The organism is Bacillus sp. FSL K6-4563 (genome assembly GCF_038630405.1).
Classification (GTDB): Bacteria; Bacillota; Bacilli; order Bacillales; family Bacillaceae; genus Bacillus; species Bacillus pumilus.
On record NZ_CP152030.1, the window covers coordinates 151,544 to 173,780 of the forward strand.

The following is a 22,237-nucleotide window of genomic DNA, read 5'->3' on the forward strand; positions in this document are numbered from 1 at the left end:
AGGTAGTTAAAGAATGGCTGCTGCTCGTAAACAAAATACGCGTAAACGTCGCGTGAAAAAGAATATTGAAGCTGGAATCGCTCATATTCGTTCCACTTTCAACAACACGATTGTAACGATTACTGATGTTCATGGAAACGCAATTTCTTGGTCAAGTGCTGGTGCATTAGGATTCAGAGGTTCTCGTAAATCTACTCCTTTCGCTGCACAAATGGCTGCTGAAACTGCTGCTAAAGGTTCTATCGAACATGGTCTTAAAACACTTGAAGTAACTGTTAAAGGTCCTGGTTCTGGTCGTGAAGCTGCAATTCGTGCACTTCAAGCTGCAGGTCTTGAAGTTACTGCAATCAGAGACGTAACTCCAGTTCCTCATAACGGATGCCGTCCACCAAAACGTCGCCGCGTGTAATTTGTTTGTATAGATTTTGTGTCCCTGTCAATAATGGGTTATGATACAGTTATTTATGAGACGAATACACGACTCGTTGCCTGAGCACATACGGGACTAAACAATGAGGAATTTCGGATGGAATCTCATATGATTCTATTCGAGGTTTCGACGTTTTGAAGGAGGGTTTTATTAGATGATCGAAATTGAAAAACCAAAAATCGAAACGGTTGAAATCAGCGACGATGCCAAGTATGGCAAGTTTGTCGTAGAGCCACTTGAGCGTGGATATGGTACCACTTTAGGGAACTCCCTTCGTCGTATCCTTTTATCCTCACTTCCTGGTGCAGCTGTAACATCGATCCAGATAGATGGTGTCTTACACGAATTCTCAACGATCGAAGGCGTGGTTGAAGATGTTACAACGATTATCTTAAACATTAAAAAGCTTGCACTCAAAATCTACTCTGAAGAAGAGAAGACGCTTGAAATTGATGTACAAGATGAAGGTACTGTAACAGCTGCTGATATTACACACGACAGCGATATTGAAATCTTAAATCCAGATCTCCACATCGCAACTCTTGGCAAGAATGCGAGCTTCCGTGTTCGCTTAACTGCACAAAGAGGTCGCGGGTATAATCCTGCTGATGCAAACAAAAGAGACGATCAGCCAATCGGTGTGATTCCGATCGACTCAATCTATACACCTGTCTCTCGTGTGACTTATCAAGTGGAGAACACCCGTGTTGGGCAAATCACAAACTATGATAAATTAACACTAGATGTATGGACTGATGGAAGCACAGGACCGAAAGAAGCGATCGCTCTAGGTTCTAAGATTTTAACTGAACACCTGAATATTTTCGTTGGGTTAACTGACGAAGCTCAGCATGCTGAGATTATGGTTGAGAAAGAAGAAGACCAAAAAGAAAAAGTGCTTGAAATGACAATTGAAGAGCTTGATCTTTCTGTTCGTTCTTACAACTGTTTGAAGCGTGCGGGTATTAACACTGTTCAAGAGCTTGCTAACAAGACAGAAGAGGATATGATGAAAGTTCGTAACCTTGGACGTAAATCTCTTGAAGAAGTGAAAGCGAAACTAGAAGAACTTGGACTGGGTCTTCGTAAAGACGATTGACTAGTTTCATTGTGAACTAGGATTTTCGTGTGTTTTTTATTCATACAGCATTCTCTAACTAAGGAGGGGACATCACATGGCATACAGAAAGCTAGGACGCACTAGTGCACAACGTAAAGCAATGCTTCGTGACCTAACGACTGATTTGATCATCAACGAACGCATCGAAACAACTGAAACACGTGCGAAAGAACTTCGCTCTGTAGTTGAAAAAATGATCACTCTTGGCAAACGCGGAGATCTTCATGCTCGCCGTCAAGCTGCAGCTTACATTCGTAATGAAGTAGCTAACGCTGAAACAAACCAAGATGCACTTCAAAAATTATTCGCTGACGTTGCAACTCGCTACGAAGATCGCCAAGGTGGATACACTCGTATCATGAAGCTTGGACCTCGTCGCGGCGATGGCGCACCAATGGCTGTCATTGAATTAGTTTAATCACATAGCGTGTATCTAAGAAAGGGCGGGACAGTTCATAACTGGATCTATGCCCTTTTTTAGATACTACGGCTTTTTAGCAAGAAGCAAAGAAGAGGTTGAGCTGAGAGGAGGTCCGGTAGAGATGGGGAAGACATTAATTGACGTAAAGGACATTGTATTTCGTTATCACAAGGATGCAGACAAGCCCGCTTTAGATCAAGTGTCATTGCATGTGAATCAAAATGAATGGCTCGCCATTGTTGGTCATAACGGTTCAGGTAAATCCACACTTGCCCGTGTACTGAATGGGCTCATTTTACCGGATGCTGGAACGGTCAAGGTTGGAGAGATTGAGCTGAAAGAAGAGAGTGTCTGGGTTATTCGCAAAAAGGTCGGAATGGTCTTTCAAAACCCAGATAACCAATTCGTTGGCTCAACGGTTCGTGATGATGTGGCTTTTGGTTTAGAAAATAACGGGGTTGAGCGGGAATTGATGATAGAACGTGTAGATTGGGCTGTCAAACAGGTCAATATGCAGGAGTTTCTTGATCAAGAGCCGCACCATCTATCAGGCGGGCAAAAACAGAGAGTCGCCATTGCAGGTGTACTTGCCGCAAGCCCTGACATCATGATCTTGGATGAAGCAACATCAATGCTTGATCCGATTGGCCGTGAAGAAGTGTTAGAGACTGTTAGACTATTGAAGGAACAAGGGACGGTCACAGTCATTTCCATTACACATGATTTAGACGAGGCCGCCAAGGCAGACCGGGTCATTGTCATGAATGGCGGGAAAAAATTTGCCGAGGGAACACCAGAGGAAGTATTTGAACTAGACGAACAGCTAGTTCAAATTGGACTTGATCTGCCATTCTCCTATCGGCTGAGCAAACAATTGAAGCAGCAAGGTGTACCGCTTGCAAATGCCCATTTGACACAAGAAGGATTGGTGAAAGAGCTATGGACATTACGATCAAAGAATTAGAGCATCGTTATCAAATGAAAACGCCGTTTGAGCGTCTCGCTTTGTATGATGTCAATGCTTCCATCCAAGAGGGCAGCTATGTCGCTGTCATTGGTCATACGGGCTCTGGCAAGTCCACGTTGCTGCAGCACTTAAATGGATTGCTCAAACCAACAAAGGGGAGCATTGCGCTTGGAGATACCGTCTTACAAGCCAATAAAAAGCAGAAGGATTTAAAGTCCCTCCGAAAAAAAGTAGGCATCGTGTTTCAGTTTCCTGAGCATCAGCTCTTTGAAGAAACGATCCTTAAGGATATCTGCTTTGGTCCGATGAATTTCGGTGTTCCTCAGGAAAAGGCAGAAGCAAAGGCGAAGGAAATGCTGAAACTAGTTGGTCTTCCTGAATCCCTATTATCTCGATCTCCCTTTGAACTAAGCGGCGGTCAAATGAGACGTGTGGCGATTGCAGGTGTTCTAGCGATGGAGCCAGAAGTGCTTGTGCTGGATGAGCCGACTGCAGGGTTAGATCCACGCGGACGAAAGGAAATCATGGACATGTTCTATGAGCTTCATCAAAAGGCAAACCTCACCACGATTCTGGTTACACACAGTATGGAGGACGCCGCTCATTATGCGGATCAAATGATTGTGATGCATAAAGGAACGGTGAAGGCGACAGGTACGCCGAGAGAATTGTTTGCCAATCGTACAGATATGTCTTCGTTTGGTCTCGACCTCCCAGAAACGATTAAATTCCAGCAGACTGTAGAAGAAAAGCTGGGCATTACGTTTCCAAGACCGCTTCTGACCATGGATGAAATGGCAGAAGCTTTAACAGCTCTTTATCAGGAGGACACGACATTATGATGGATAGTATGATTATCGGCAAATATGTGCCAGGTTCATCCTTTGTTCATCGTCTTGATCCAAGGACAAAGCTGTTATCAATTTTCTTTTTTGTCTTTATTGTCTTTTTTGCTAATAATTACATCACTTACGGGCTTTTAGGTGTCTTTACCCTTCTTGTGGTGATGGTTTCTCAGGTGCCGCTATACTTTATTCTCAAAGGAATGAAGCCGATCCTGTGGATTGTCCTGTTTACCTTCATTCTGCATATTTTTATGACAAAGGATGGCGCCTTGCTATTTCACTTTGGTTTTTTAAATATTTATGAAGAAGGTCTAAAGCAGGGGATTTTCATTTCACTCCGTTTTGTCTATCTCATCATGATGACGACACTTCTGACGTTAACCACAACGCCTATAGAAGTGACAGACGGTATGGAAAAGCTACTTCACCCATTCCGTAAAATCAAACTGCCCGTTCATGAGCTTGCTCTCATGATGTCCATCTCTCTTCGGTTTATTCCAACTTTACTAGAAGAGACGGACAAAATCATGAAGGCGCAAATGGCAAGAGGTGTTGATTTTACAAGCGGACCTCTTAAAGATCGCATGAAAGCCATCGTTCCTTTACTTGTCCCGCTTTTCGTCAGTGCGTTTAAGCGTGCAGAGGAACTGGCGACCGCTATGGAAGCGAGAGGCTACCGCGGAGGAGAAGGGCGGACGAAATACCGTCAGCTTGTCTGGGGCATGAAAGACACGTTCACACTGCTCCTATTTATCCTGTTAACAGCACTCCTTGTGCTTCTGAGAAATTAGGTGATTCCTATATGAAGGTCAAATGTACCGTATCCTACGATGGAACACATTTTAAAGGCTATCAGGTGCAGCCTGGGCAGCGAACTGTTCAGATGGAGATCGAGTCGGCTCTTGCAAGAATGCACAAACAGGATGAACTGATTCCGATTGTGGCTTCTGGCCGGACGGACAGCGGCGTCCATGCGAAGGGGCAGGTCATCCATTTCGACACGCCGCTCTCGATTCCGATGGAAAGATGGCCTTTTGCCCTCAACAGTCTCCTGCCGGATGACATCCGGGTTCTAAAGGCTGAGGAAGTGGATGAGTCGTTTCATGCACGTTTTAGTGTCGTTTCGAAGGAGTACCGTTATAAGGTCTCAACGGAAACGCACCAAAATGTGTTCACGAGACAGTATGCCTGCCACTTTCCTTACCGGCTGGATGCAGACAAAATGAGAGAAGCTGCTGGGCACCTCATTGGCACACACGACTTCACAAGCTTTTGTGCGGCCAATACAGAGGTCCAGGACAAGGTGAGGGAGATTTACACCCTCGAGTGGAAAAACGTCTCAGATGGGCTTGAAATGCGCGTGAGAGGAAATGGGTTTTTATACAACATGGTGCGAATTATCGCTGGAACGTTACTTGAAATCGGATCTGGTAAATTTCACCCTGAGGAGATAAAAGCCATGCTTGCCGCCCGAAATCGCGAAGCGGCAGGCAAGACTGCGCCTAGTCACGGACTGTATTTATGGGAAGTTTTCTATGACAACTAAACCAGGTGTAACATGTTCTTGACACAGGAAGCAGAAAGTTATAAGATATCATATGGTATGTATTTCAACCCCACAAATAAGCCCCGGAAGACTTATCTTGTGTTTTGAAATAGAACGTAGCATTTGATTCAAGGAAAAATCATTGATTTATTTAGGAGGGAAACTCATGCGTACAACACCAATGGCGAACGCAAGCACAATTGAGCGCAAATGGCTAGTTGTTGATGCGGCAGGCAAGACTCTAGGTCGTCTTTCTACTGAAGTAGCATCACTTTTGCGCGGTAAGCACAAACCAACTTATACACCACACGTTGATACAGGTGATCATGTCATCATCATCAATGCTGAGAAAATCGAACTAACAGGTAAGAAATTGACGGACAAAATTTACTACCGTCACACAATGCACCCAGGTGGTTTGAAACAAAGAACTGCTCTTGAGATGCGTACAAACTACCCTGAAAAAATGTTGGAGCTTGCTATCAAAGGTATGCTTCCAAAGGGTCCATTAGGCCGTCAAATGTTCAAAAAATTAAATGTGTACCGTGGTTCTGAGCATCCACATCAAGCACAACAACCTGAAGTTTACGAACTTCGCGGTTAATTATAAGGGAGGTTAACAATTTGGCACAGGTTCAATATTACGGTACAGGTCGTCGTAAAAGTTCTGTAGCGCGCGTTCGCTTAGTTCCAGGTGAAGGCCGTATCGTCGTTAATAATCGTGAAATTACTGAATACATTCCATTCGCTGCTTTAATCGAAGACGTGAAACAGCCTTTGAACATCACAGAAACAGCTAACAGCTACGATGTTCTTGTAACTGTTCACGGTGGTGGATTCTCTGGTCAAGCTGGAGCAATTCGTCACGGTATCTCTCGTGCTCTTCTAGAAGTAGATCCTGAGTACCGTACATCACTTAAACGTGCTGGACTTCTTACTCGTGACCCTCGTATGAAAGAGCGTAAGAAATACGGTCTTAAAGGCGCACGTCGCGCACCTCAGTTCTCAAAACGTTAATCAATTTTATATTGTATGGACGTTTTACAAAGGTTTGTTACAAACAAACCTTATAAAAAAGCATCAGCTTCGTGCTGGTGCTTTTTTTTGTGCTTTTTATGTGATAGATCATAACTAGCCTCTTCCTCTTGAATACGTATAAAATATGAGTATAGAAGTTTTCTGTTAAAAAAGATGGAGGTTGTCCTATGAATCTAACGACAGAAAGATGTCTCATTCGACCATTTACGGATGATGATTGGCAGGATGTCTATGCTTATACATCTGATCCGGTAGTGATGAAGTATATTCCGGAAGATGTATTTTCTAAAGAAGATGCGAAGGAATTTGTCAAAAATAATCGTCATGAAGATGCTAAGTATGTCGCTGTCCTATTAAAAGAAGATCATACATGCATCGGGCATATCGCATTTCATCCTTACTTTGGTGATCACACGTATGAAATTGGCTGGGTCTTCAATCCTGTATATCAAAACAAAGGCTATGCATCTGAAGCAGCCTATGCTGTACTGCATCATGGCTTTCACACAATGAATTTACATCGGATCATTGCCACTTGTCAGCCTGAAAATGTGCCATCGTGGAGAGTGATGGAGAAAATGGGGATGAGAAGAGAAGGATATTTTGAAAAATGTATCCCACAAGGAAATGAGTGGTGGGATGAGTTTTACTATGCCATCTTAAGTGAGGAATGGAAAACTTGATAAGTTTTCATGATATGAAGTAATTCGTCATTCCAAATATCCCTTGGCTTTCGCTATTGATATAATCAGATCAAATAAGCAGAAGAGGGGCGCCAAGCATGAGGATCTTTGATGCACATTTTCATATCATTGATTTTGATTTTCCCATTCAAGAAAACCAAGGGTATACACCCCCTAGTTATGTGGTGAATGATTATAGGAGAGAGACGGCTGATCTAGGGATTTTAGGTGGAGCAATCGTCTCAGGGTCATTTCAAGGCTTTGATCAAGGCTATTTGTTGAAAGCGCTAGATGAACTGGGGCCAGATTTTTGCGGCGTGACTCAATTACCTTTTACGGCAACTGATGATGAGATTGTTCATTTGGATCAACATGGGGTGAAGGCTTTACGTTTTAATGTGAAGCGGGGCGGTTCGGAGGATATTTCGAAGCTCGATTATTTTGCGAGAAGGGTGTATGAGCTGGCGGGATGGCATAGTGAGCTCTACATAGACGCTAAGCATCTCCCTGCAATTTCATCTATGCTTGAACAGCTGCCGGCCGTTTCGATTGATCATTTAGGCTTATCGGAAGAAGGTTTGCCACATTTGCTCAAGCTGGTTGATAAAGGAGTTCGGGTAAAAGCAACAGGTTTTGGACGTGTCGATTTAAACGTTGAACATGCGTTGACATCCATTTATCAAACGAATCCTGATGCACTGATGTTTGGTACAGACCTTCCATCCACAAGGGCGAAGCGTCCATTTGAATACGGTGATGTTGAGTTGATTCAACAGCTATTTGAGGAAAAAGCAGCTGACCACATCTTATATAAGAACGCGCATCAATGGTATTTTGGTCAATAATTTCATAGGAGGTGTGTTCAATGGGGTTAAGTCAACTGACGTTCAGAGAAGCCAAGCTGGATGATCTCGATAAAATCGTCTTTATGCTCGCGGATGATATGTTAGGTCAAAAAAGAGAGCGTTACACGCAACCATTGTTAGAAAGCTATATCGAAGCCTTTCATACAATAGATGCTGATCCAAATATTGAACTCATTGTTGCGTGTGATCAGGAAGAAGCTGTAGGTGTTCTCCAATTGACCATGACGCCATTTCTTACACATCAAGGAGGATGGAGAGCTTCAATAGAAGGAGTTCGTACGGCCTCGTCTCATAGAGGGAAAGGAATTGGCACGCTGCTCATAAAATGGGCGATTCAACGCGCCATCGACCGCGGGTGTCATATGGTTCAGCTAACAACAGACAAACAGAGACCAGATGCACGCCGTTTTTACGAAAAGTTGGGCTTTGAAGCTACGCATGATGGGATGAAGCTGCAAGTTCATCGTCAATAAACACACAAAGAAGCAAAGGTATTCACAATCCTTTGTTTTTTGTGCCTTTATTTCAAATATTTGTTATATTGAAGATGAGAATCTATAGTGGTTGGGAAAGGAGAAACATTTGAATAAAACAAAGGAAGATCTTTTGACATTTGTCACGAAAAACAAAAAGGACGTATCAGCGACAATTATTGAAAATGAAGATGTGGTATTAGATTGGAATGGTAATCAAAAAACACCACTTGCAAGTACGGTGAAATTAATGGTTTTGTTTCATTTTGTTAAAACCGTCTCTAGCGGTGACATCAAGCTAGATGAAAAAGTGGCATTGGCGGACATAGAGCGGTTTTATATTGATAGAACAGATGGCGGTGCTCACACATACTGGCTGGAGGTCAACGATTTTTCTGAGCATGCAACTTTATTAGATGTTGCCAAAGGGATGATGCAAGTCAGTTCGAATGCTTGTACTGATTATTTGATTGACCGCCTCGGCTTAGATAAGATCAATGATCGAATGAAACAAGCGGACCTTACAGAACATGGTGAAGTCATGCCACTGACACCCAAGCTGTTGTGGCCAGCCTATATATCTGATCATGAGTGGGATGCATTCAAGCAAATGAGCGATGTAACTGATGGACAATACAAATTTCTGATGATTGAGATTTTTAATATCATGAAAAATGACCTAGAGCATAAAAAGGCGTTAGAAGAAAAATTGATGAAAAAAGACTTGTTAAGCTTGCGTATTCAATCATTACTGACGCAAAAAATGACAAGGTCTACAACTAATCAATATGCACATTTTATGAAACGTCTACAGGATGAGCTGTTAACAACAGAAGAAAAGCGTCTTTTTAGCCAAATTGTGCTGGGAGAAACATTCAAGGCGGAAACAGATCAATATCTTTGGTATAAAAGTGGAGCAACATTGTTTGTTTTCACAGCTGCTTTATATCGAAGAACAGATACATCCTCTATATCCGTCTCTCTTTTTATCAATGATTCGAAAGCGAACAATTCTCACTGGATTGAGGAAGTATTCAATGAATTTATGCTTACTGCAGCAGTGGATCAAAACTTTAGACAACGTTTAATTAAGGCTTTTACTACATAATCATCAAAAAAACAGAGCGAGATACCCCTCTGTTTTATTATTTCTGCATTGGAAACACTTTGTATACATCTTGGCGTTTCTCTTTTGACTTCACAACTCCATCAACCAGTTCCTTCTGCCAAAGCGCTACATCGTCTTGGTACTCTTTAAATGAGTGAGGCAGCTTTTTTTCTAGCTCTTGTCTTTTAAACGTGACGGATTGTTTGTCGTTAGAGTTCATCTTGAGTGTCACTTGCTCAGCATTATCGATAAGAATAAAAAGTGCCAATGCGTTATATAAGTAGTTTTTTTCAATGTTATCCTTCTTGTCAAACCAAAATGTATCAAATTGTTCTTCTGTATCATTGGCATCTTCTTTCACGCCATATGTCACTTTTAGCTCTTTTTCATCTACGATTTCATACTCACGAATCACGTTACCTGGAAGATCTGATAAAATAGCGCCAATTGCTCCGTTGTCTCCAATATAAGAATTTTTGTGCTTAGAAAGCTGTTTTAATGATATTTCTTCTATTCCTTTTATGTCGCTCTTCTGCTCGGTCGCGTGACTGCTGCATCCAGTTCCATTCTTTCTATATATAAGTGTTCATCTTATCACAATTTTCCAATCCATTAGCTCATTGATTTCCATTTACTGAACTGCATGTTTTGTTCAAACCAACGAACAATACAAAGAAAAAAGGAGTTCAGTCCATGGCAGAGGTTCTTTCATTTTATCAATTGAAAACAAAACGAGATGTCACGCTTGAAAAGAAACTGTTGCGTACATTGTCTCTTCAACAGGTGACGGTCGCTTCCGAGAAATTCACGAAGAAGCTGTTCCCATTTGCAGATGATCCAGCTGGGATTATGAGTGATGGCTGCATCGATTTCGCCATTGAAGCTTTTTTAGCAGGTGGGAGATACGGTGAGTCGAGCAAGTACGGTGAATCGTTCGATGATATAAAGAAGCGGTCAGTTCATGAAGAAGATGAGCTGGTTGAGGAGCTAGCAGGGTGTTTGCAATCGTGGGGGAATATGTTCCGAATGGAGCGGAAGATGTCGTGTCTGTATCCATTTGCGAAGGATTTTTTAAGCATGTGGTGGCAGGAAGGCTTTCGAGAATCAGAAAAAAGGCATAAGCTTCGGCTGCATTAAGCATATTTCCAGTCCTTGTCCCATATCTATAAAATAATGGTGTATGGGAGGGACAGGGATGAAAAGAAAGCTGAAATGGACAGGGTTTTTAATCGGGTTTATTGTCCTCTTATTCTTATTCAGGTTTCAATTTCTAAATGATGATTCGTGGAAATCGTGGAACTTGCCTCTGAGCGGCAAGATCATCTATTTAGATCCGGGTCATGGCGGTCCAGATGGCGGGGCTGTAGGAGGAGAGCTGCTTGAAAAAGAGATTGCGCTGGATGTATCCATGAAGATACGTGACTATTTACAGGAGCAGGGTGCACTTGTTCTTATGACCCGCGAGGATGATTCTGATTTATCATCAAAGAACACAAAGGGATATGCCCGGAAGAAAGCGGAGGATTTAAGGAACCGTGTAAAAGTCATCAATGAGTCTGAAGCGGATCTCTATTTAAGTATTCATTTAAATGCGATACCATCGAACAAATGGAGCGGAGCGCAGACGTTTTTTTACGGAAAGTATGAAGAGAATGAAAAGGCAGCGAAGTTCATACAAGATGAATTACGCAATAATCTTGAAAACACAGATCGAAAGGCGAAGCGGATCAATGGCATTTATTTAATGCAAAATGTGACGAAGCCAGGAGCTCTTGTGGAGATTGGATTTCTCTCCAATCCGAAAGAGGCCGGTCAGCTTGCAACACCTAAATATCAAGATCAAATAGCCGCCTCCATTTATAAAGGCATTTTAAGATATTTAACAGAGCAAAAAGAGCCACCTGAATAAGGGGCTTTTTCCTTTTGTGCGCAGGCAAACAGGACAGACATTGTAAGGATATGTATGATATACTTGGATTGTAAACGAATTCAATAAAGGGTGAGGTTCTGCTATGATCGGACAAGATGATGTGAGAAAACTAGTTGGGAAGATGGACGAACCTTTCCTTCATATACCGCTTGGTGAGCTGGATGCCATCAAGGAAATCAGCCTAAAGCCTGAAAAAGAACATGTGAGCTTAAAGGTGGCCATTGCCAAAACGGGCACTGCTGAGCAGATGAAGCTGCAGCAAGACATCGTACAAGCCTTGAAAGCAGAGGGTGCTAACACAGTAGGACTTCGTTTTGAAGAACTGCCTCAGGAAACTCTTGAAAGGTTTATGCCGTCACAAGATGAGGAAGAAAACCTACTCAATTCTAAAAATCCGCCTGAATTCCTTGCGATTGCGAGTGGAAAGGGAGGCGTTGGGAAATCCACCGTGTCTGTGAACCTTGCTGTAGCACTGGCTCGTCTAGGAAAAAAAGTCGGACTGATTGATGCAGATATTTATGGCTTTAGTGTACCGGATATGATGGGAATCACCGTCAGACCAACGGTTAAAGGGGAAAAAATCATACCTGTGGAACGCTTTGGTGTCAAAGTGATTTCAATGGGCTTTTTTGTTGAAGAAAATGCACCGGTCATATGGAGAGGACCGATGCTTGGTAAAATGCTAAATAACTTCTTCCACGAAGTCGAGTGGGGAGAATTAGATTACTTACTATTAGACCTTCCGCCTGGAACGGGAGATGTGGCGCTTGATATTCATACAATGCTTCCAAGCTGTAAAGAAATCATTGTCACAACTCCGCATCCTACAGCTGCCTTCGTTGCTGCTAGAGCAGGCGCAATGGCACTGCAAACAGATCACGAAGTGCTAGGGGTCGTTGAGAATATGAGCTATTATGAAAGCAAAAAAACAGGTGAGAAAGAATACGTCTTTGGAAAAGGCGGCGGGGACAAGCTGGCAGAAGAACTGCGTGTATCGGTCCTTGGTCAAATTCCTTTAAGGCAGCCTGATTGGAATGAAGATGATTTTGCTCCATCTGTCTATGATGCGAGTCATCCGACGGGAGAAGTGTATCAACACATTGCGAATAAAGTCATTGAACAATTAGCAGTAAAAGCATAATGAAAGCCCGAGTGGAGGTATGTCCACTCGGGTGATGTTTAACTGCCGCTTTCTTCGCTGCCTTTTGATCCGGAATCACTGCTTTCAGATGCTGCTTTTTTAAGCTCATCTTCGAATTTCTTCTTATAAAGAGGACTGCTTAATGTTTCCGTAATCACTTTTTCTAAGTGCTTTCTGAACTCTTTGCTTTTCACCAGTTCACCGTATTTCTTTTCCATTTCAGGATCCTTGAGAATATCCATCATCAATTGCTGATAGTCAGGGTCCTTCATTAACTGTTTTAACATCTTTTCATGCTGTTGCTGCATGGATTTTGCGAAAGTCTCGGCAAATTTAGAATCCTCAAAGACCTTCTTCCAGAACTCTTTGCCTTTATCAGAAGTCAGTGTTTTCTCTATCGTTTTTTTCACAGTTTGTTCATCCATTACCAAAGCTTCATTCATTGCCTCGTCATTTAATAACTGTTGAATGGCCTTTTTACCGTCATCTGTCTTCAATATATCGACGACCATTTTCTTTGTTTCGTCATAGTCCATATTAGATGAGGATTGGGTTTTGGGAGCACAAGCTGTTAGAGATAAAAGGAGAAAACAGCTCATTATACGCAAGATGCCTTTTGACATACTGTGGCTCCTTTCGTTACATGTCTTACTTTTAATATGAATGTTTCACGTAAATTTATACATAACAAAAATAGGGGTTGGGTCAATTCAATGAAAAGTCGGGATTTAGTTCGTTTTTTCTTCTCTGTGCTAGCTGTTGGAGCGGTCATTACAAGCGTGGTAGGCTTTGCGCTGGAGTGGGGGAAATATCAGAAGCTTTTTATATCGTTTGAAATACTAGAAATCGCATCTGTGTTATTTTGGTTCATTGGTGTGGGGATGATTTTTAGTGTCATTAGTCAGATGGGGTTTGTTGTCTTTTTGACGGTGCACCGGTTTGCGTTAGAGATATTCCGGTCACATTCTTTATGGAATACCATTCAGCTGTTTCTGGTGATCTTTGTGCTGTTTGATTTAGCTTACTTGCGATTTTTGTTTTTCGGGGAGAATGAATCATTTCTTCCATACCTATGGCTGCCTGTCTTTATCGGTGTGTTCGCATTGATCGTGGCGTACTTTAAACAGCAGCAGTCCTCTAAGAAAACATTTGTTTCCGCAATGTTTCTCATGGTCGTCATCACGTCGCTAGAATGGTTCCCGGCGCTCAGAGTTAATGAAGAGGACTGGCTGTATTTAATGCTATTCCCGCTATTAGGCTGTAATGCGTTTCAGTTATTAGCTATGCCGCGGTTTTCAAAGGCAAAAGCTACTTAACTTCCGATGACCTTGTTTTGGTATTGGAGATCAGTTCGCCAACCGTCACATTCTTTAAATTCTTTTCTTTGATTTGTTTCAAAATAGCTGGTAAGGCTTGAGCGGTTTGGGTTGCTGAATCTGAGGCATGGAGGAGAACAATGTCTCCGCTTTTCATTCGATCATTTACATTCTGAACAATCTGATCGACGCCTGGATTCAGCCAATCCTGTGAATTGACGCTGTAATGGACAACGGTATAACCGTACTGTGTGGCAATTTTTAAAGCTTTTTCGTTAAATTGCCCAGTTGGCGGTCTTAATAGTTGAATGTCATCTAGTCCAAGCTTTTGAAATGAATTTTGTGCCCGGACAAGATCTTGCTTGATTTCACTATCTTCAAGCTGGCTATAATTTTTATAAGCATAGCCAAGGCTGCCGATTTGGTGACCGTCCTCTCTAATTTGTTTGACGATATCAGGATGACGCTCAGCCCAAGAAGCAGACAGAAAGAAAGTAGCGTTCTTTATATCGTACTCTCGAAGGACATTTAAAATAGGAACTGCCTTCTCATCTCCCCAGCCGATATTAAAAGTAAGGGAGACATGTTTTGAGGAAGTCTCGCCTTTATAAATGGCTCGGGGTCCGTGTTCTGTTTTAAATACCGACAGCGGCGGTGCCTTTTGTACATAAAAAAAGGTTGCAGCTGCAAGGGCTGCTACAAGAATAATGACAACTTGCTTCAGCCGTGTAATAGGCAACACATATAATCGACTCAATTCAAACACTCCTGCCTTGTCCAAGATTGTTACTTGATTGTATGCAGGACAAGGGTTTGAGATGCACAATAAAACTATTTCAAAAAAAGTTTTGAAAAGGCGTTGACCAATAGAAAGTTTTCGTGATATATTATTAATCGTCGCTGACACACAGTGACAAACACAAAACGCTTCGGGAAATAAACTTGAAAAAAGTTATTGACATAAGATGAAGCGAAATGTTATATTATTAAAGCCGCTAAGAACGGCGAAGATGATCTTTGAAAACTAAACAAGACAAAACGTACCTGTTAATTCGAGTTTTTATAAAAAAATCCTATGAAGCATCATAGGTAGTCAGTCAAACACTGACGAAAAACAAAACTTCGGTTTTGTACTTTTTCGGAGAGTTTGATCCTGGCTCAGGACGAACGCTGGCGGCGTGCCTAATACATGCAAGTCGAGCGGACAGAAGGGAGCTTGCTCCCGGATGTTAGCGGCGGACGGGTGAGTAACACGTGGGTAACCTGCCTGTAAGACTGGGATAACTCCGGGAAACCGGAGCTAATACCGGATAGTTCCTTGAACCGCATGGTTCAAGGATGAAAGACGGTTTCGGCTGTCACTTACAGATGGACCCGCGGCGCATTAGCTAGTTGGTGGGGTAATGGCTCACCAAGGCGACGATGCGTAGCCGACCTGAGAGGGTGATCGGCCACACTGGGACTGAGACACGGCCCAGACTCCTACGGGAGGCAGCAGTAGGGAATCTTCCGCAATGGACGAAAGTCTGACGGAGCAACGCCGCGTGAGTGATGAAGGTTTTCGGATCGTAAAGCTCTGTTGTTAGGGAAGAACAAGTGCGAGAGTAACTGCTCGCACCTTGACGGTACCTAACCAGAAAGCCACGGCTAACTACGTGCCAGCAGCCGCGGTAATACGTAGGTGGCAAGCGTTGTCCGGAATTATTGGGCGTAAAGGGCTCGCAGGCGGTTTCTTAAGTCTGATGTGAAAGCCCCCGGCTCAACCGGGGAGGGTCATTGGAAACTGGGAAACTTGAGTGCAGAAGAGGAGAGTGGAATTCCACGTGTAGCGGTGAAATGCGTAGAGATGTGGAGGAACACCAGTGGCGAAGGCGACTCTCTGGTCTGTAACTGACGCTGAGGAGCGAAAGCGTGGGGAGCGAACAGGATTAGATACCCTGGTAGTCCACGCCGTAAACGATGAGTGCTAAGTGTTAGGGGGTTTCCGCCCCTTAGTGCTGCAGCTAACGCATTAAGCACTCCGCCTGGGGAGTACGGTCGCAAGACTGAAACTCAAAGGAATTGACGGGGGCCCGCACAAGCGGTGGAGCATGTGGTTTAATTCGAAGCAACGCGAAGAACCTTACCAGGTCTTGACATCCTCTGACAACCCTAGAGATAGGGCTTTCCCTTCGGGGACAGAGTGACAGGTGGTGCATGGTTGTCGTCAGCTCGTGTCGTGAGATGTTGGGTTAAGTCCCGCAACGAGCGCAACCCTTGATCTTAGTTGCCAGCATTTAGTTGGGCACTCTAAGGTGACTGCCGGTGACAAACCGGAGGAAGGTGGGGATGACGTCAAATCATCATGCCCCTTATGACCTGGGCTACACACGTGCTACAATGGACAGAACAAAGGGCTGCGAGACCGCAAGGTTTAGCCAATCCCATAAATCTGTTCTCAGTTCGGATCGCAGTCTGCAACTCGACTGCGTGAAGCTGGAATCGCTAGTAATCGCGGATCAGCATGCCGCGGTGAATACGTTCCCGGGCCTTGTACACACCGCCCGTCACACCACGAGAGTTTGCAACACCCGAAGTCGGTGAGGTAACCTTTATGGAGCCAGCCGCCGAAGGTGGGGCAGATGATTGGGGTGAAGTCGTAACAAGGTAGCCGTATCGGAAGGTGCGGCTGGATCACCTCCTTTCTAAGGATATATGGAGCAGCGTGCGTTTTCGTCTTGTTTAGTTTTGAAGGATCATTCCTTCAAGACATGTCTCTAGCGAGACAGGATTGTTCTTTGAAAACTAGATAACAATAAGTAATACATTCACATTGAATGCAATGCAAAGTTCATCACACATAGTGATTCTTTCTAAAGTAAGAAATGGTTAAGTTAGAAAGGGCGCACGGTGGATGCCTTGGCACTAGGAGCCGATGAAGGACGGGACGAACACCGATATGCTTCGGGGAGCTGTAAGCAAGCTTTGATCCGGAGATTTCCGAATGGGGAAACCCACTGCTCGTAATGGAGTAGTATCCATACTTGAATACATAGAGTATGAGAAGGCATACCCGGGGAACTGAAACATCTAAGTACCCGGAGGAAGAGAAAGCAAATGCGATTCCCTGAGTAGCGGCGAGCGAAACGGGAACAGCCCAAACCAAGAGGCTTGCCTCTTGGGGTTGTAGGACACTCTATACGGAGTTACAAAGGAACGATATAAGCGAAGAGGTCTGGAAAGGCCCGCCAAAGAAGGTAACAGCCCTGTAACTGAAATGTTGTTCTCTCCAGAGTGGATCCTGAGTACGGCGGAACACGTGAAATTCCGTCGGAATCCGGGAGGACCATCTCCCAAGGCTAAATACTCCCTAGTGACCGATAGTGAACCAGTACCGTGAGGGAAAGGTGAAAAGCACCCCGGAAGGGGAGTGAAATAGATCCTGAAACCGTGTGCCTACAAGTAGTCAGAGCCCGTTAAAGGGTGATGGCGTGCCTTTTGTAGAATGAACCGGCGAGTTACGATCCCGTGCAAGGTTAAGCAGAAGATGCGGAGCCGCAGCGAAAGCGAGTCTGAATAGGGCGCATGAGTACGTGGTCGTAGACCCGAAACCAGGTGATCTACCCATGTCCAGGGTGAAGTTCAGGTAACACTGAATGGAGGCCCGAACCCACGCACGTTGAAAAGTGCGGGGATGAGGTGTGGGTAGGGGTGAAATGCCAATCGAACCTGGAGATAGCTGGTTCTCTCCGAAATAGCTTTAGGGCTAGCCTCAAGGTAAGAGTCTCGGAGGTAGAGCACTGATTGGACTAGGGGCCCCTACCGGGTTACCGAATTCAGTCAAACTCCGAATGCCGATGACTTATCCTTGGGAGTCAGACTGCGAGTGATAAGATCCGTAGTCGAAAGGGAAACAGCCCAGACCGCCAGCTAAGGTCCCAAAGTATACGTTAAGTGGAAAAGGATGTGGAGTTGCTTAGACAACCAGGATGTTGGCTTAGAAGCAGCCACCATTTAAAGAGTGCGTAATAGCTCACTGGTCGAGTGACTCTGCGCCGAAAATGTACCGGGGCTAAACGTATCACCGAAGCTGCGGACTGTTCTTACGAACAGTGGTAGGAGAGCGTTCTAAGTGCTGTGAAGTCAGACCGGAAGGACTGGTGGAGCGCTTAGAAGTGAGAATGCCGGTATGAGTAGCGAAAGACGGGTGAGAATCCCGTCCACCGAATGCCTAAGGTTTCCTGAGGAAGGCTCGTCCGCTCAGGGTTAGTCGGGACCTAAGCCGAGGCCGAAAGGCGTAGGCGATGGACAACAGGTTGATATTCCTGTACCACCTCCTCACCATTTGAGCAATGGGGGGACGCAGGAGGATAGGGTAAGCGCGGTATTGGATATCCGCGTCCAAGCAGTTAGGCTGGGAAATAGGCAAATCCGTTTCCCATAAAGGCTGAGCTGTGATGGCGAGCGAAATTTAGTAGCGAAGTTCCTGATTCCACACTGCCAAGAAAAGCCTCTAGCGAGGTGAGAGGTGCCCGTACCGCAAACCGACACAGGTAGGCGAGGAGAGAATCCTAAGGTGATCGAGAGAACTCTCGTTAAGGAACTCGGCAAAATGACCCCGTAACTTCGGGAGAAGGGGTGCTTCTTAGGGTGTTAAAGCCCCGAGAAGCCGCAGTGAATAGGCCCAGGCGACTGTTTAGCAAAAACACAGGTCTCTGCGAAGCCGTAAGGCGAAGTATAGGGGCTGACGCCTGCCCGGTGCTGGAAGGTTAAGAGGAGCGCTTAGCGTAAGCGAAGGTGCGAATTGAAGCCCCAGTAAACGGCGGCCGTAACTATAACGGTCCTAAGGTAGCGAAATTCCTTGTCGGGTAAGTTCCGACCCGCACGAAAGGCGCAACGATCTGGGCACTGTCTCAACGAGAGACTCGGTGAAATTATAGTACCTGTGAAGATGCAGGTTACCCGCGACAGGACGGAAAGACCCCGTGGAGCTTTACTGCAGCCTGATATTGAATGTTGGTACAGCTTGTACAGGATAGGTAGGAGCCTTGGAAACCGGAGCGCTAGCTTCGGTGGAGGCATCGGTGGGATACTACCCTGGCTGTATTGACCTTCTAACCCGCTGCCCTTATCGGGCAGGGAGACAGTGTCAGGTGGGCAGTTTGACTGGGGCGGTCGCCTCCTAAAATGTAACGGAGGCGCCCAAAGGTTCCCTCAGAATGGTTGGAAATCATTCGCAGAGTGTAAAGGCACAAGGGAGCTTGACTGCGAGACCTACAAGTCGAGCAGGGACGAAAGTCGGGCTTAGTGATCCGGTGGTTCCGCATGGAAGGGCCATCGCTCAACGGATAAAAGCTACCCCGGGGATAACAGGCTTATCTCCCCCAAGAGTCCACATCGACGGGGAGGTTTGGCACCTCGATGTCGGCTCATCGCATCCTGGGGCTGTAGTCGGTCCCAAGGGTTGGGCTGTTCGCCCATTAAAGCGGTACGCGAGCTGGGTTCAGAACGTCGTGAGACAGTTCGGTCCCTATCCGTCGCGGGCGCAGGAAATTTGAGAGGAGCTGTCCTTAGTACGAGAGGACCGGGATGGACGCACCGCTGGTGTACCAGTTGTTCTGCCAAGGGCATCGCTGGGTAGCTATGTGCGGACGGGATAAGTGCTGAAAGCATCTAAGCATGAAGCCCCCCTCAAGATGAGATTTCCCATTCCGCAAGGAAGTAAGATCCCTGAAAGATGATCAGGTTGATAGGTCTGAGGTGGAAGCGTGGTGACACGTGGAGCTGACAGATACTAATAGATCGAGGACTTAACCTATATTCTAATGTGAAGCTTGAACATTGTTATCTAGTTTTGAGAGAACATTCTCTCCATCAGGTTTGGTGGCGATAGCGAAGAGGTCACACCCGTTCCCATACCGAACACGGAAGTTAAGCTCTTCAGCGCCGATGGTAGTTGGGGGTCTCCCCCTGTGAGAGTAGGACGCCGCCAAGCTTTTTGTTTATATCCTTCCAATGGAAGAAGTTACTTTATCATTCCGCAGTAGCTCAGTGGTAGAGCTATCGGCTGTTAACCGATCGGTCGTAGGTTCGAGTCCTACCTGCGGAGCCATGCTTCCATAGCTCAGTAGGTAGAGCACTTCCATGGTAAGGAAGAGGTCAGCGGTTCGAGCCCGCTTGGAAGCTTTCCTCTAAATGTTGCTCTGACAAGGTTTCTCGATGATGAGAAGGCTTTTTTTTTATGTCCTTTTTTAATTGCTTGAGGACAAATTAGGGGCCAATTATCGAATTTGCAATAAGTTTGTTATAGCTTCCGCATGACCTAAACGCTGAGAGACAGATTTGATATTAAACCCAGGCATTTTGCCGATTTGATTTAATAGCATATTAGCATGAGTATGACACATATCATGCAAATGAATTTTCTTATATCGTGCCTTTTTGCGAATCGCTCCCACCATGTATTTAAATTTGAAAAGGTAGTTGAGAACGCACAATGCTAATTCGTTCAGCTGATGACAGAGCAAGGCATTCCATTGGCCAAGGTTGTGCCACATAAGAGATGGAACGGATCGAAGACAAAAGCAGCTCTTCAAAAAGCATTGAAAAAATGAAAAAAGTAAAGCCCCTGACCATAGAGAACAGGGGCTTTTTGATGTTTATTTTTCATCGTTTGAAAATGCGTGAAGCTGCAATTCTTTTGCATTTGCAACTTTCATTGTTCTTCTTTTGAAGTGCAGTCCCAGCAAGTGGTAATGCTTTAGTGTTCCAAATCGGTGCTAACGCAACTCAACAAATTTCAGTTCATATTGATAAAATGAGTACAGATGCATTGGGAGTTAAAGATGCTAATGGGATTGTAGCGAATCAAGCTATTAAAGACATCGATGTAAGAAGAGAAACATGATTAGTGTAAAACCGTGTGGAAACAACACTTTTTCACATGCCCTAAAAACACTCGATAAAGTAACAGAGAAAAGAAAAAGGATTTTGAGAGAAGGATTCAGGATAGATTGAAGGTCAGACTCTTTATCCTGCGTACCAGTGTTTCCAGCTTGAACCACTAGTTCACGTACACGTTGAAGGATTGAGTGAGTTTCAGTCAATGCACCTTCCGCCCCTTTATATAGGGGTTTTTTTGTTTGTCTTTATTCAATTCGATGTTTCATTTTATTGATCGTTCTAAAAGACGCTTCATCCAAGTGTTCATCAGGGAAAGATCTCCAGCGATAGAACGTTTAAAGGAAAAGTTTCAAGCAGCTGGCGTACAAGTAGACGTAGTTGGAATGGATATACAAAGTCGAAATCTTGTGAAACAGGTGAATAGTTCTTAATAAGTTCTTTCTGTTTGTTACAATAGAAAGGGTAGAAAGTGAAGGATGGAGGTGGCCGGCATGCTTGTGCGTTTGAACCAAGTGCTCGGCCGGATGATGCCGCTTATTACGCCTATTAGTGTGTTATTCGGCGTTTTATTGGCGGCCTATTTAAAGGATTTTACGTTTTTGGTGCCATGGGTATTTGCTGTTATGACTTTTGCAGGGAGTTTGTCTTCTACTTTTTCGGCTTTAAAGCATACGGTAATGCACCCATTGCCTTTGATTTTATCGTTTATGATTTTGCATGTGCTGATGCCTCTTTATGCTTGGTCAGCGGGGCATTTGATATTTGCGGGCGATTCTATGACGATCACCGGTTTGACTCTTGCGATGGTGATTCCAACAGGTGTGTCTAGTTTAATATGGGCGGCGATGTATAAAGGGAATGTCGGGTTAACGCTATCTATCATTTTAATTGATACATTGCTTTCGCCATTGATTGTTCCAGTAAGCTTGTCACTTTTCGTCGGTACACAGGTCCATATGGACATGGTGGCGATCATGAAAGGACTGTTCGGTATGGTGGTGCTGCCCTCTATTTTAGGGATGCTCGTTCGTCAGTATGCAAAGCCATCGGTGACGAAAACAATGAGTCAGACCCTGGCTCCTTTTTCAAAATTAGGCTTGTTTGTTGTCGTATCGATTAACAGTTCTGTTGTCGCCCCATATTTGCGTGAACTGGATGCTGCATTTTTTAGCAAAGCAGCGACTGTCTTTTTCATTGCGATGAGTGGGTATGCTTTTGCGTGGTTGATTGGAAAGGTGATGAAATGTACTCAAGGGGAAATTGTGACCATTGTGTATACAGGCGGCATGAGAAATATTAGTGCTGGGGCTGTGCTTGCTATTAGCTTTTTCCCGCCTGCTGTTGCTGTCCCTGTTGTGATTGGCATGCTGTTTCAGCAAGTACTTGCTGCCTTGTTTGGTTTTTTACTCAATCGATTTGAGCTGAAGGCACCTGCTGTGACTAAATCTTTATCATGAAAAGACCTCCATCC

At 44.4% G+C, this 22,237-nt stretch carries 22 protein-coding genes, 2 tRNA genes, 3 rRNA genes and 2 pseudogenes; 25 read left to right on the forward strand and 4 right to left on the reverse strand.

The window, feature by feature from the left end; all coding sequences use genetic code 11:
• Positions 1-13: 13 nt before the first annotated feature.
• The 13 genes from rpsK (at position 14) to MHH54_RS00930 (ending at position 9,497) form a co-directional block, all read left to right on the forward strand.
• On the forward strand, positions 14-409 hold the full coding sequence (gene rpsK, locus MHH54_RS00870) for a 30S ribosomal protein S11 (RefSeq protein ID WP_003217231.1): 396 nt from the start codon (positions 14-16) through the stop codon (positions 407-409).
• Positions 410-584: 175 nt separating this feature from the next.
• The gene (locus MHH54_RS00875; protein WP_003217009.1) at positions 585-1,529 is read left to right on the forward strand and encodes a DNA-directed RNA polymerase subunit alpha; all 945 of its coding nucleotides are present in this window, start codon (positions 585-587) and stop codon (positions 1,527-1,529) included.
• 76 nt (positions 1,530-1,605) lie between these two features.
• Positions 1,606-1,968 (forward strand): 50S ribosomal protein L17, encoded by a 363-nt coding sequence (gene rplQ / locus MHH54_RS00880; RefSeq protein WP_003216944.1) that lies wholly within the window; start codon positions 1,606-1,608, stop codon positions 1,966-1,968.
• Between the two features lie 124 nt (positions 1,969-2,092).
• Positions 2,093-2,935 carry an energy-coupling factor ABC transporter ATP-binding protein gene (locus tag MHH54_RS00885; RefSeq protein WP_342500569.1) on the forward strand — a complete coding sequence of 281 codons (843 nt, stop codon included), beginning with the start codon at positions 2,093-2,095 and terminating at the stop codon, positions 2,933-2,935.
• Entirely contained in the window at positions 2,911-3,780 is an 870-nt protein-coding gene (locus tag MHH54_RS00890; protein WP_065097637.1) for an energy-coupling factor ABC transporter ATP-binding protein, read from the forward strand. The genes MHH54_RS00885 and MHH54_RS00890 overlap by 25 nt, the downstream gene beginning before the upstream one ends.
• Entirely contained in the window at positions 3,777-4,574 is a 798-nt protein-coding gene (locus MHH54_RS00895; protein WP_044139647.1) for an energy-coupling factor transporter transmembrane protein EcfT, read from the forward strand. The genes MHH54_RS00890 and MHH54_RS00895 overlap by 4 nt, the downstream gene beginning before the upstream one ends.
• An 11-nt stretch (positions 4,575-4,585) precedes the next feature.
• A complete protein-coding gene (gene truA, locus MHH54_RS00900) occupies positions 4,586-5,329 on the forward strand; it encodes a tRNA pseudouridine(38-40) synthase TruA (RefSeq protein ID WP_106033200.1) in 744 nt (247 codons plus the stop codon).
• A gap of 166 nt (positions 5,330-5,495) precedes the next feature.
• Positions 5,496-5,933 carry a 50S ribosomal protein L13 gene (gene rplM / locus MHH54_RS00905; RefSeq protein WP_003217042.1) on the forward strand — a complete coding sequence of 146 codons (438 nt, stop codon included), beginning with the start codon at positions 5,496-5,498 and terminating at the stop codon, positions 5,931-5,933.
• A 20-nt stretch (positions 5,934-5,953) separates the two neighbouring features.
• Positions 5,954-6,346, forward strand: a complete 393-nt coding sequence (gene rpsI / locus MHH54_RS00910) for a 30S ribosomal protein S9 (protein ID WP_003217273.1) — start codon at positions 5,954-5,956, stop codon at positions 6,344-6,346.
• 188 nt (positions 6,347-6,534) lie between these two features.
• The gene (locus tag MHH54_RS00915; protein ID WP_106030275.1) at positions 6,535-7,050 is read left to right on the forward strand and encodes a GNAT family protein; all 516 of its coding nucleotides are present in this window, start codon (positions 6,535-6,537) and stop codon (positions 7,048-7,050) included.
• Between the two features lie 98 nt (positions 7,051-7,148).
• Positions 7,149-7,895, forward strand: a complete 747-nt coding sequence (locus MHH54_RS00920; RefSeq protein WP_342500570.1) for an amidohydrolase family protein — start codon at positions 7,149-7,151, stop codon at positions 7,893-7,895.
• A 20-nt stretch (positions 7,896-7,915) separates the two neighbouring features.
• Positions 7,916-8,389, forward strand: a complete 474-nt coding sequence (locus MHH54_RS00925; RefSeq protein WP_342500571.1) for a GNAT family N-acetyltransferase — start codon at positions 7,916-7,918, stop codon at positions 8,387-8,389.
• Positions 8,390-8,498: 109 nt separating this feature from the next.
• Positions 8,499-9,497, forward strand: coding sequence for a serine hydrolase (locus tag MHH54_RS00930; RefSeq protein WP_342500572.1), 999 nt, complete (start codon positions 8,499-8,501; stop codon positions 9,495-9,497).
• Positions 9,498-9,534: 37 nt separating this feature from the next.
• On the opposite strand, the gene MHH54_RS00935 is transcribed toward MHH54_RS00930, so the two are convergent.
• Positions 9,535-10,077 carry a DUF4825 domain-containing protein gene (locus MHH54_RS00935; RefSeq protein WP_326849159.1) on the reverse strand — a complete coding sequence of 181 codons (543 nt, stop codon included), beginning with the start codon at positions 10,075-10,077 and terminating at the stop codon, positions 9,535-9,537.
• A 113-nt stretch (positions 10,078-10,190) separates the two neighbouring features.
• Between MHH54_RS00935 and MHH54_RS00940 the strand changes: the two genes are divergently transcribed.
• From MHH54_RS00940 to MHH54_RS00950, 3 genes are all read left to right on the forward strand, one after another.
• Positions 10,191-10,634: a YbaK family protein gene (locus MHH54_RS00940; protein ID WP_050945810.1), complete on the forward strand. Its 444-nt coding sequence runs from the start codon at positions 10,191-10,193 to the stop codon at positions 10,632-10,634.
• Positions 10,635-10,692: 58 nt separating this feature from the next.
• Entirely contained in the window at positions 10,693-11,406 is a 714-nt protein-coding gene (gene cwlD / locus MHH54_RS00945) for an N-acetylmuramoyl-L-alanine amidase CwlD (RefSeq protein WP_017359175.1), read from the forward strand.
• Between the two features lie 103 nt (positions 11,407-11,509).
• Positions 11,510-12,568, forward strand: a complete 1,059-nt coding sequence (locus MHH54_RS00950) for an Mrp/NBP35 family ATP-binding protein (protein WP_058015818.1) — start codon at positions 11,510-11,512, stop codon at positions 12,566-12,568.
• A gap of 38 nt (positions 12,569-12,606) precedes the next feature.
• Here the strand turns inward: MHH54_RS00950 and gerD are convergent, their stop codons facing one another.
• Entirely contained in the window at positions 12,607-13,191 is a 585-nt protein-coding gene (gene gerD / locus MHH54_RS00955; RefSeq protein WP_003217144.1) for a spore germination lipoprotein GerD, read from the reverse strand.
• Positions 13,192-13,281: 90 nt separating this feature from the next.
• Between gerD and kbaA the strand changes: the two genes are divergently transcribed.
• On the forward strand, positions 13,282-13,884 hold the full coding sequence (gene kbaA / locus MHH54_RS00960; RefSeq protein WP_003217204.1) for a KinB-signaling pathway activation protein: 603 nt from the start codon (positions 13,282-13,284) through the stop codon (positions 13,882-13,884).
• Here the strand turns inward: kbaA and pdaB are convergent.
• On the reverse strand, positions 13,877-14,641 hold the full coding sequence (gene pdaB / locus MHH54_RS00965; protein WP_003217051.1) for a polysaccharide deacetylase family sporulation protein PdaB: 765 nt from the start codon (positions 14,639-14,641) through the stop codon (positions 13,877-13,879). The two genes, kbaA and pdaB, sit on opposite strands and share 8 nt — an antisense overlap.
• Before the next feature lie 378 nt (positions 14,642-15,019).
• Between pdaB and MHH54_RS00970 the strand changes: the two genes are divergently transcribed.
• The 6 genes and pseudogenes from MHH54_RS00970 to MHH54_RS00995 form a co-directional block, all read left to right on the forward strand.
• A 16S ribosomal RNA gene (locus MHH54_RS00970) occupies positions 15,020-16,568 on the forward strand.
• A 182-nt stretch (positions 16,569-16,750) separates the two neighbouring features.
• Positions 16,751-19,681, forward strand: a 23S ribosomal RNA gene (locus MHH54_RS00975).
• Positions 19,682-19,742: 61 nt separating this feature from the next.
• Positions 19,743-19,858 (forward strand): 5S ribosomal RNA (rrf, locus tag MHH54_RS00980).
• Together the 16S, 23S and 5S rRNA genes with 2 tRNA genes alongside form the textbook arrangement of a ribosomal RNA operon.
• 42 nt (positions 19,859-19,900) lie before the next feature.
• Positions 19,901-19,975 (forward strand) — tRNA-Asn (locus tag MHH54_RS00985).
• Between the two features lies 1 nt (position 19,976).
• Positions 19,977-20,049 (forward strand) — tRNA-Thr (locus tag MHH54_RS00990).
• 550 nt (positions 20,050-20,599) lie between these two features.
• Positions 20,600-20,761 (forward strand): annotated as a pseudogene (locus MHH54_RS00995) (flagellin); the annotation flags it as partial.
• A 109-nt stretch (positions 20,762-20,870) separates the two neighbouring features.
• Here MHH54_RS00995 and MHH54_RS01000 read toward each other — a convergent pair.
• Positions 20,871-20,993 (reverse strand): annotated as a pseudogene (locus MHH54_RS01000) (flagellin); the annotation flags it as partial.
• A gap of 12 nt (positions 20,994-21,005) precedes the next feature.
• Here MHH54_RS01000 and MHH54_RS01005 point away from each other — a divergent pair.
• Positions 21,006-21,197: a hypothetical protein gene (locus MHH54_RS01005; protein ID WP_342500573.1), complete on the forward strand. Its 192-nt coding sequence runs from the start codon at positions 21,006-21,008 to the stop codon at positions 21,195-21,197.
• A 60-nt stretch (positions 21,198-21,257) separates the two neighbouring features.
• A complete protein-coding gene (locus MHH54_RS01010) occupies positions 21,258-22,223 on the forward strand; it encodes a bile acid:sodium symporter family protein (RefSeq protein ID WP_342500574.1) in 966 nt (321 codons plus the stop codon).
• The last annotated feature ends 14 nt before the right edge of the window (positions 22,224-22,237 follow it).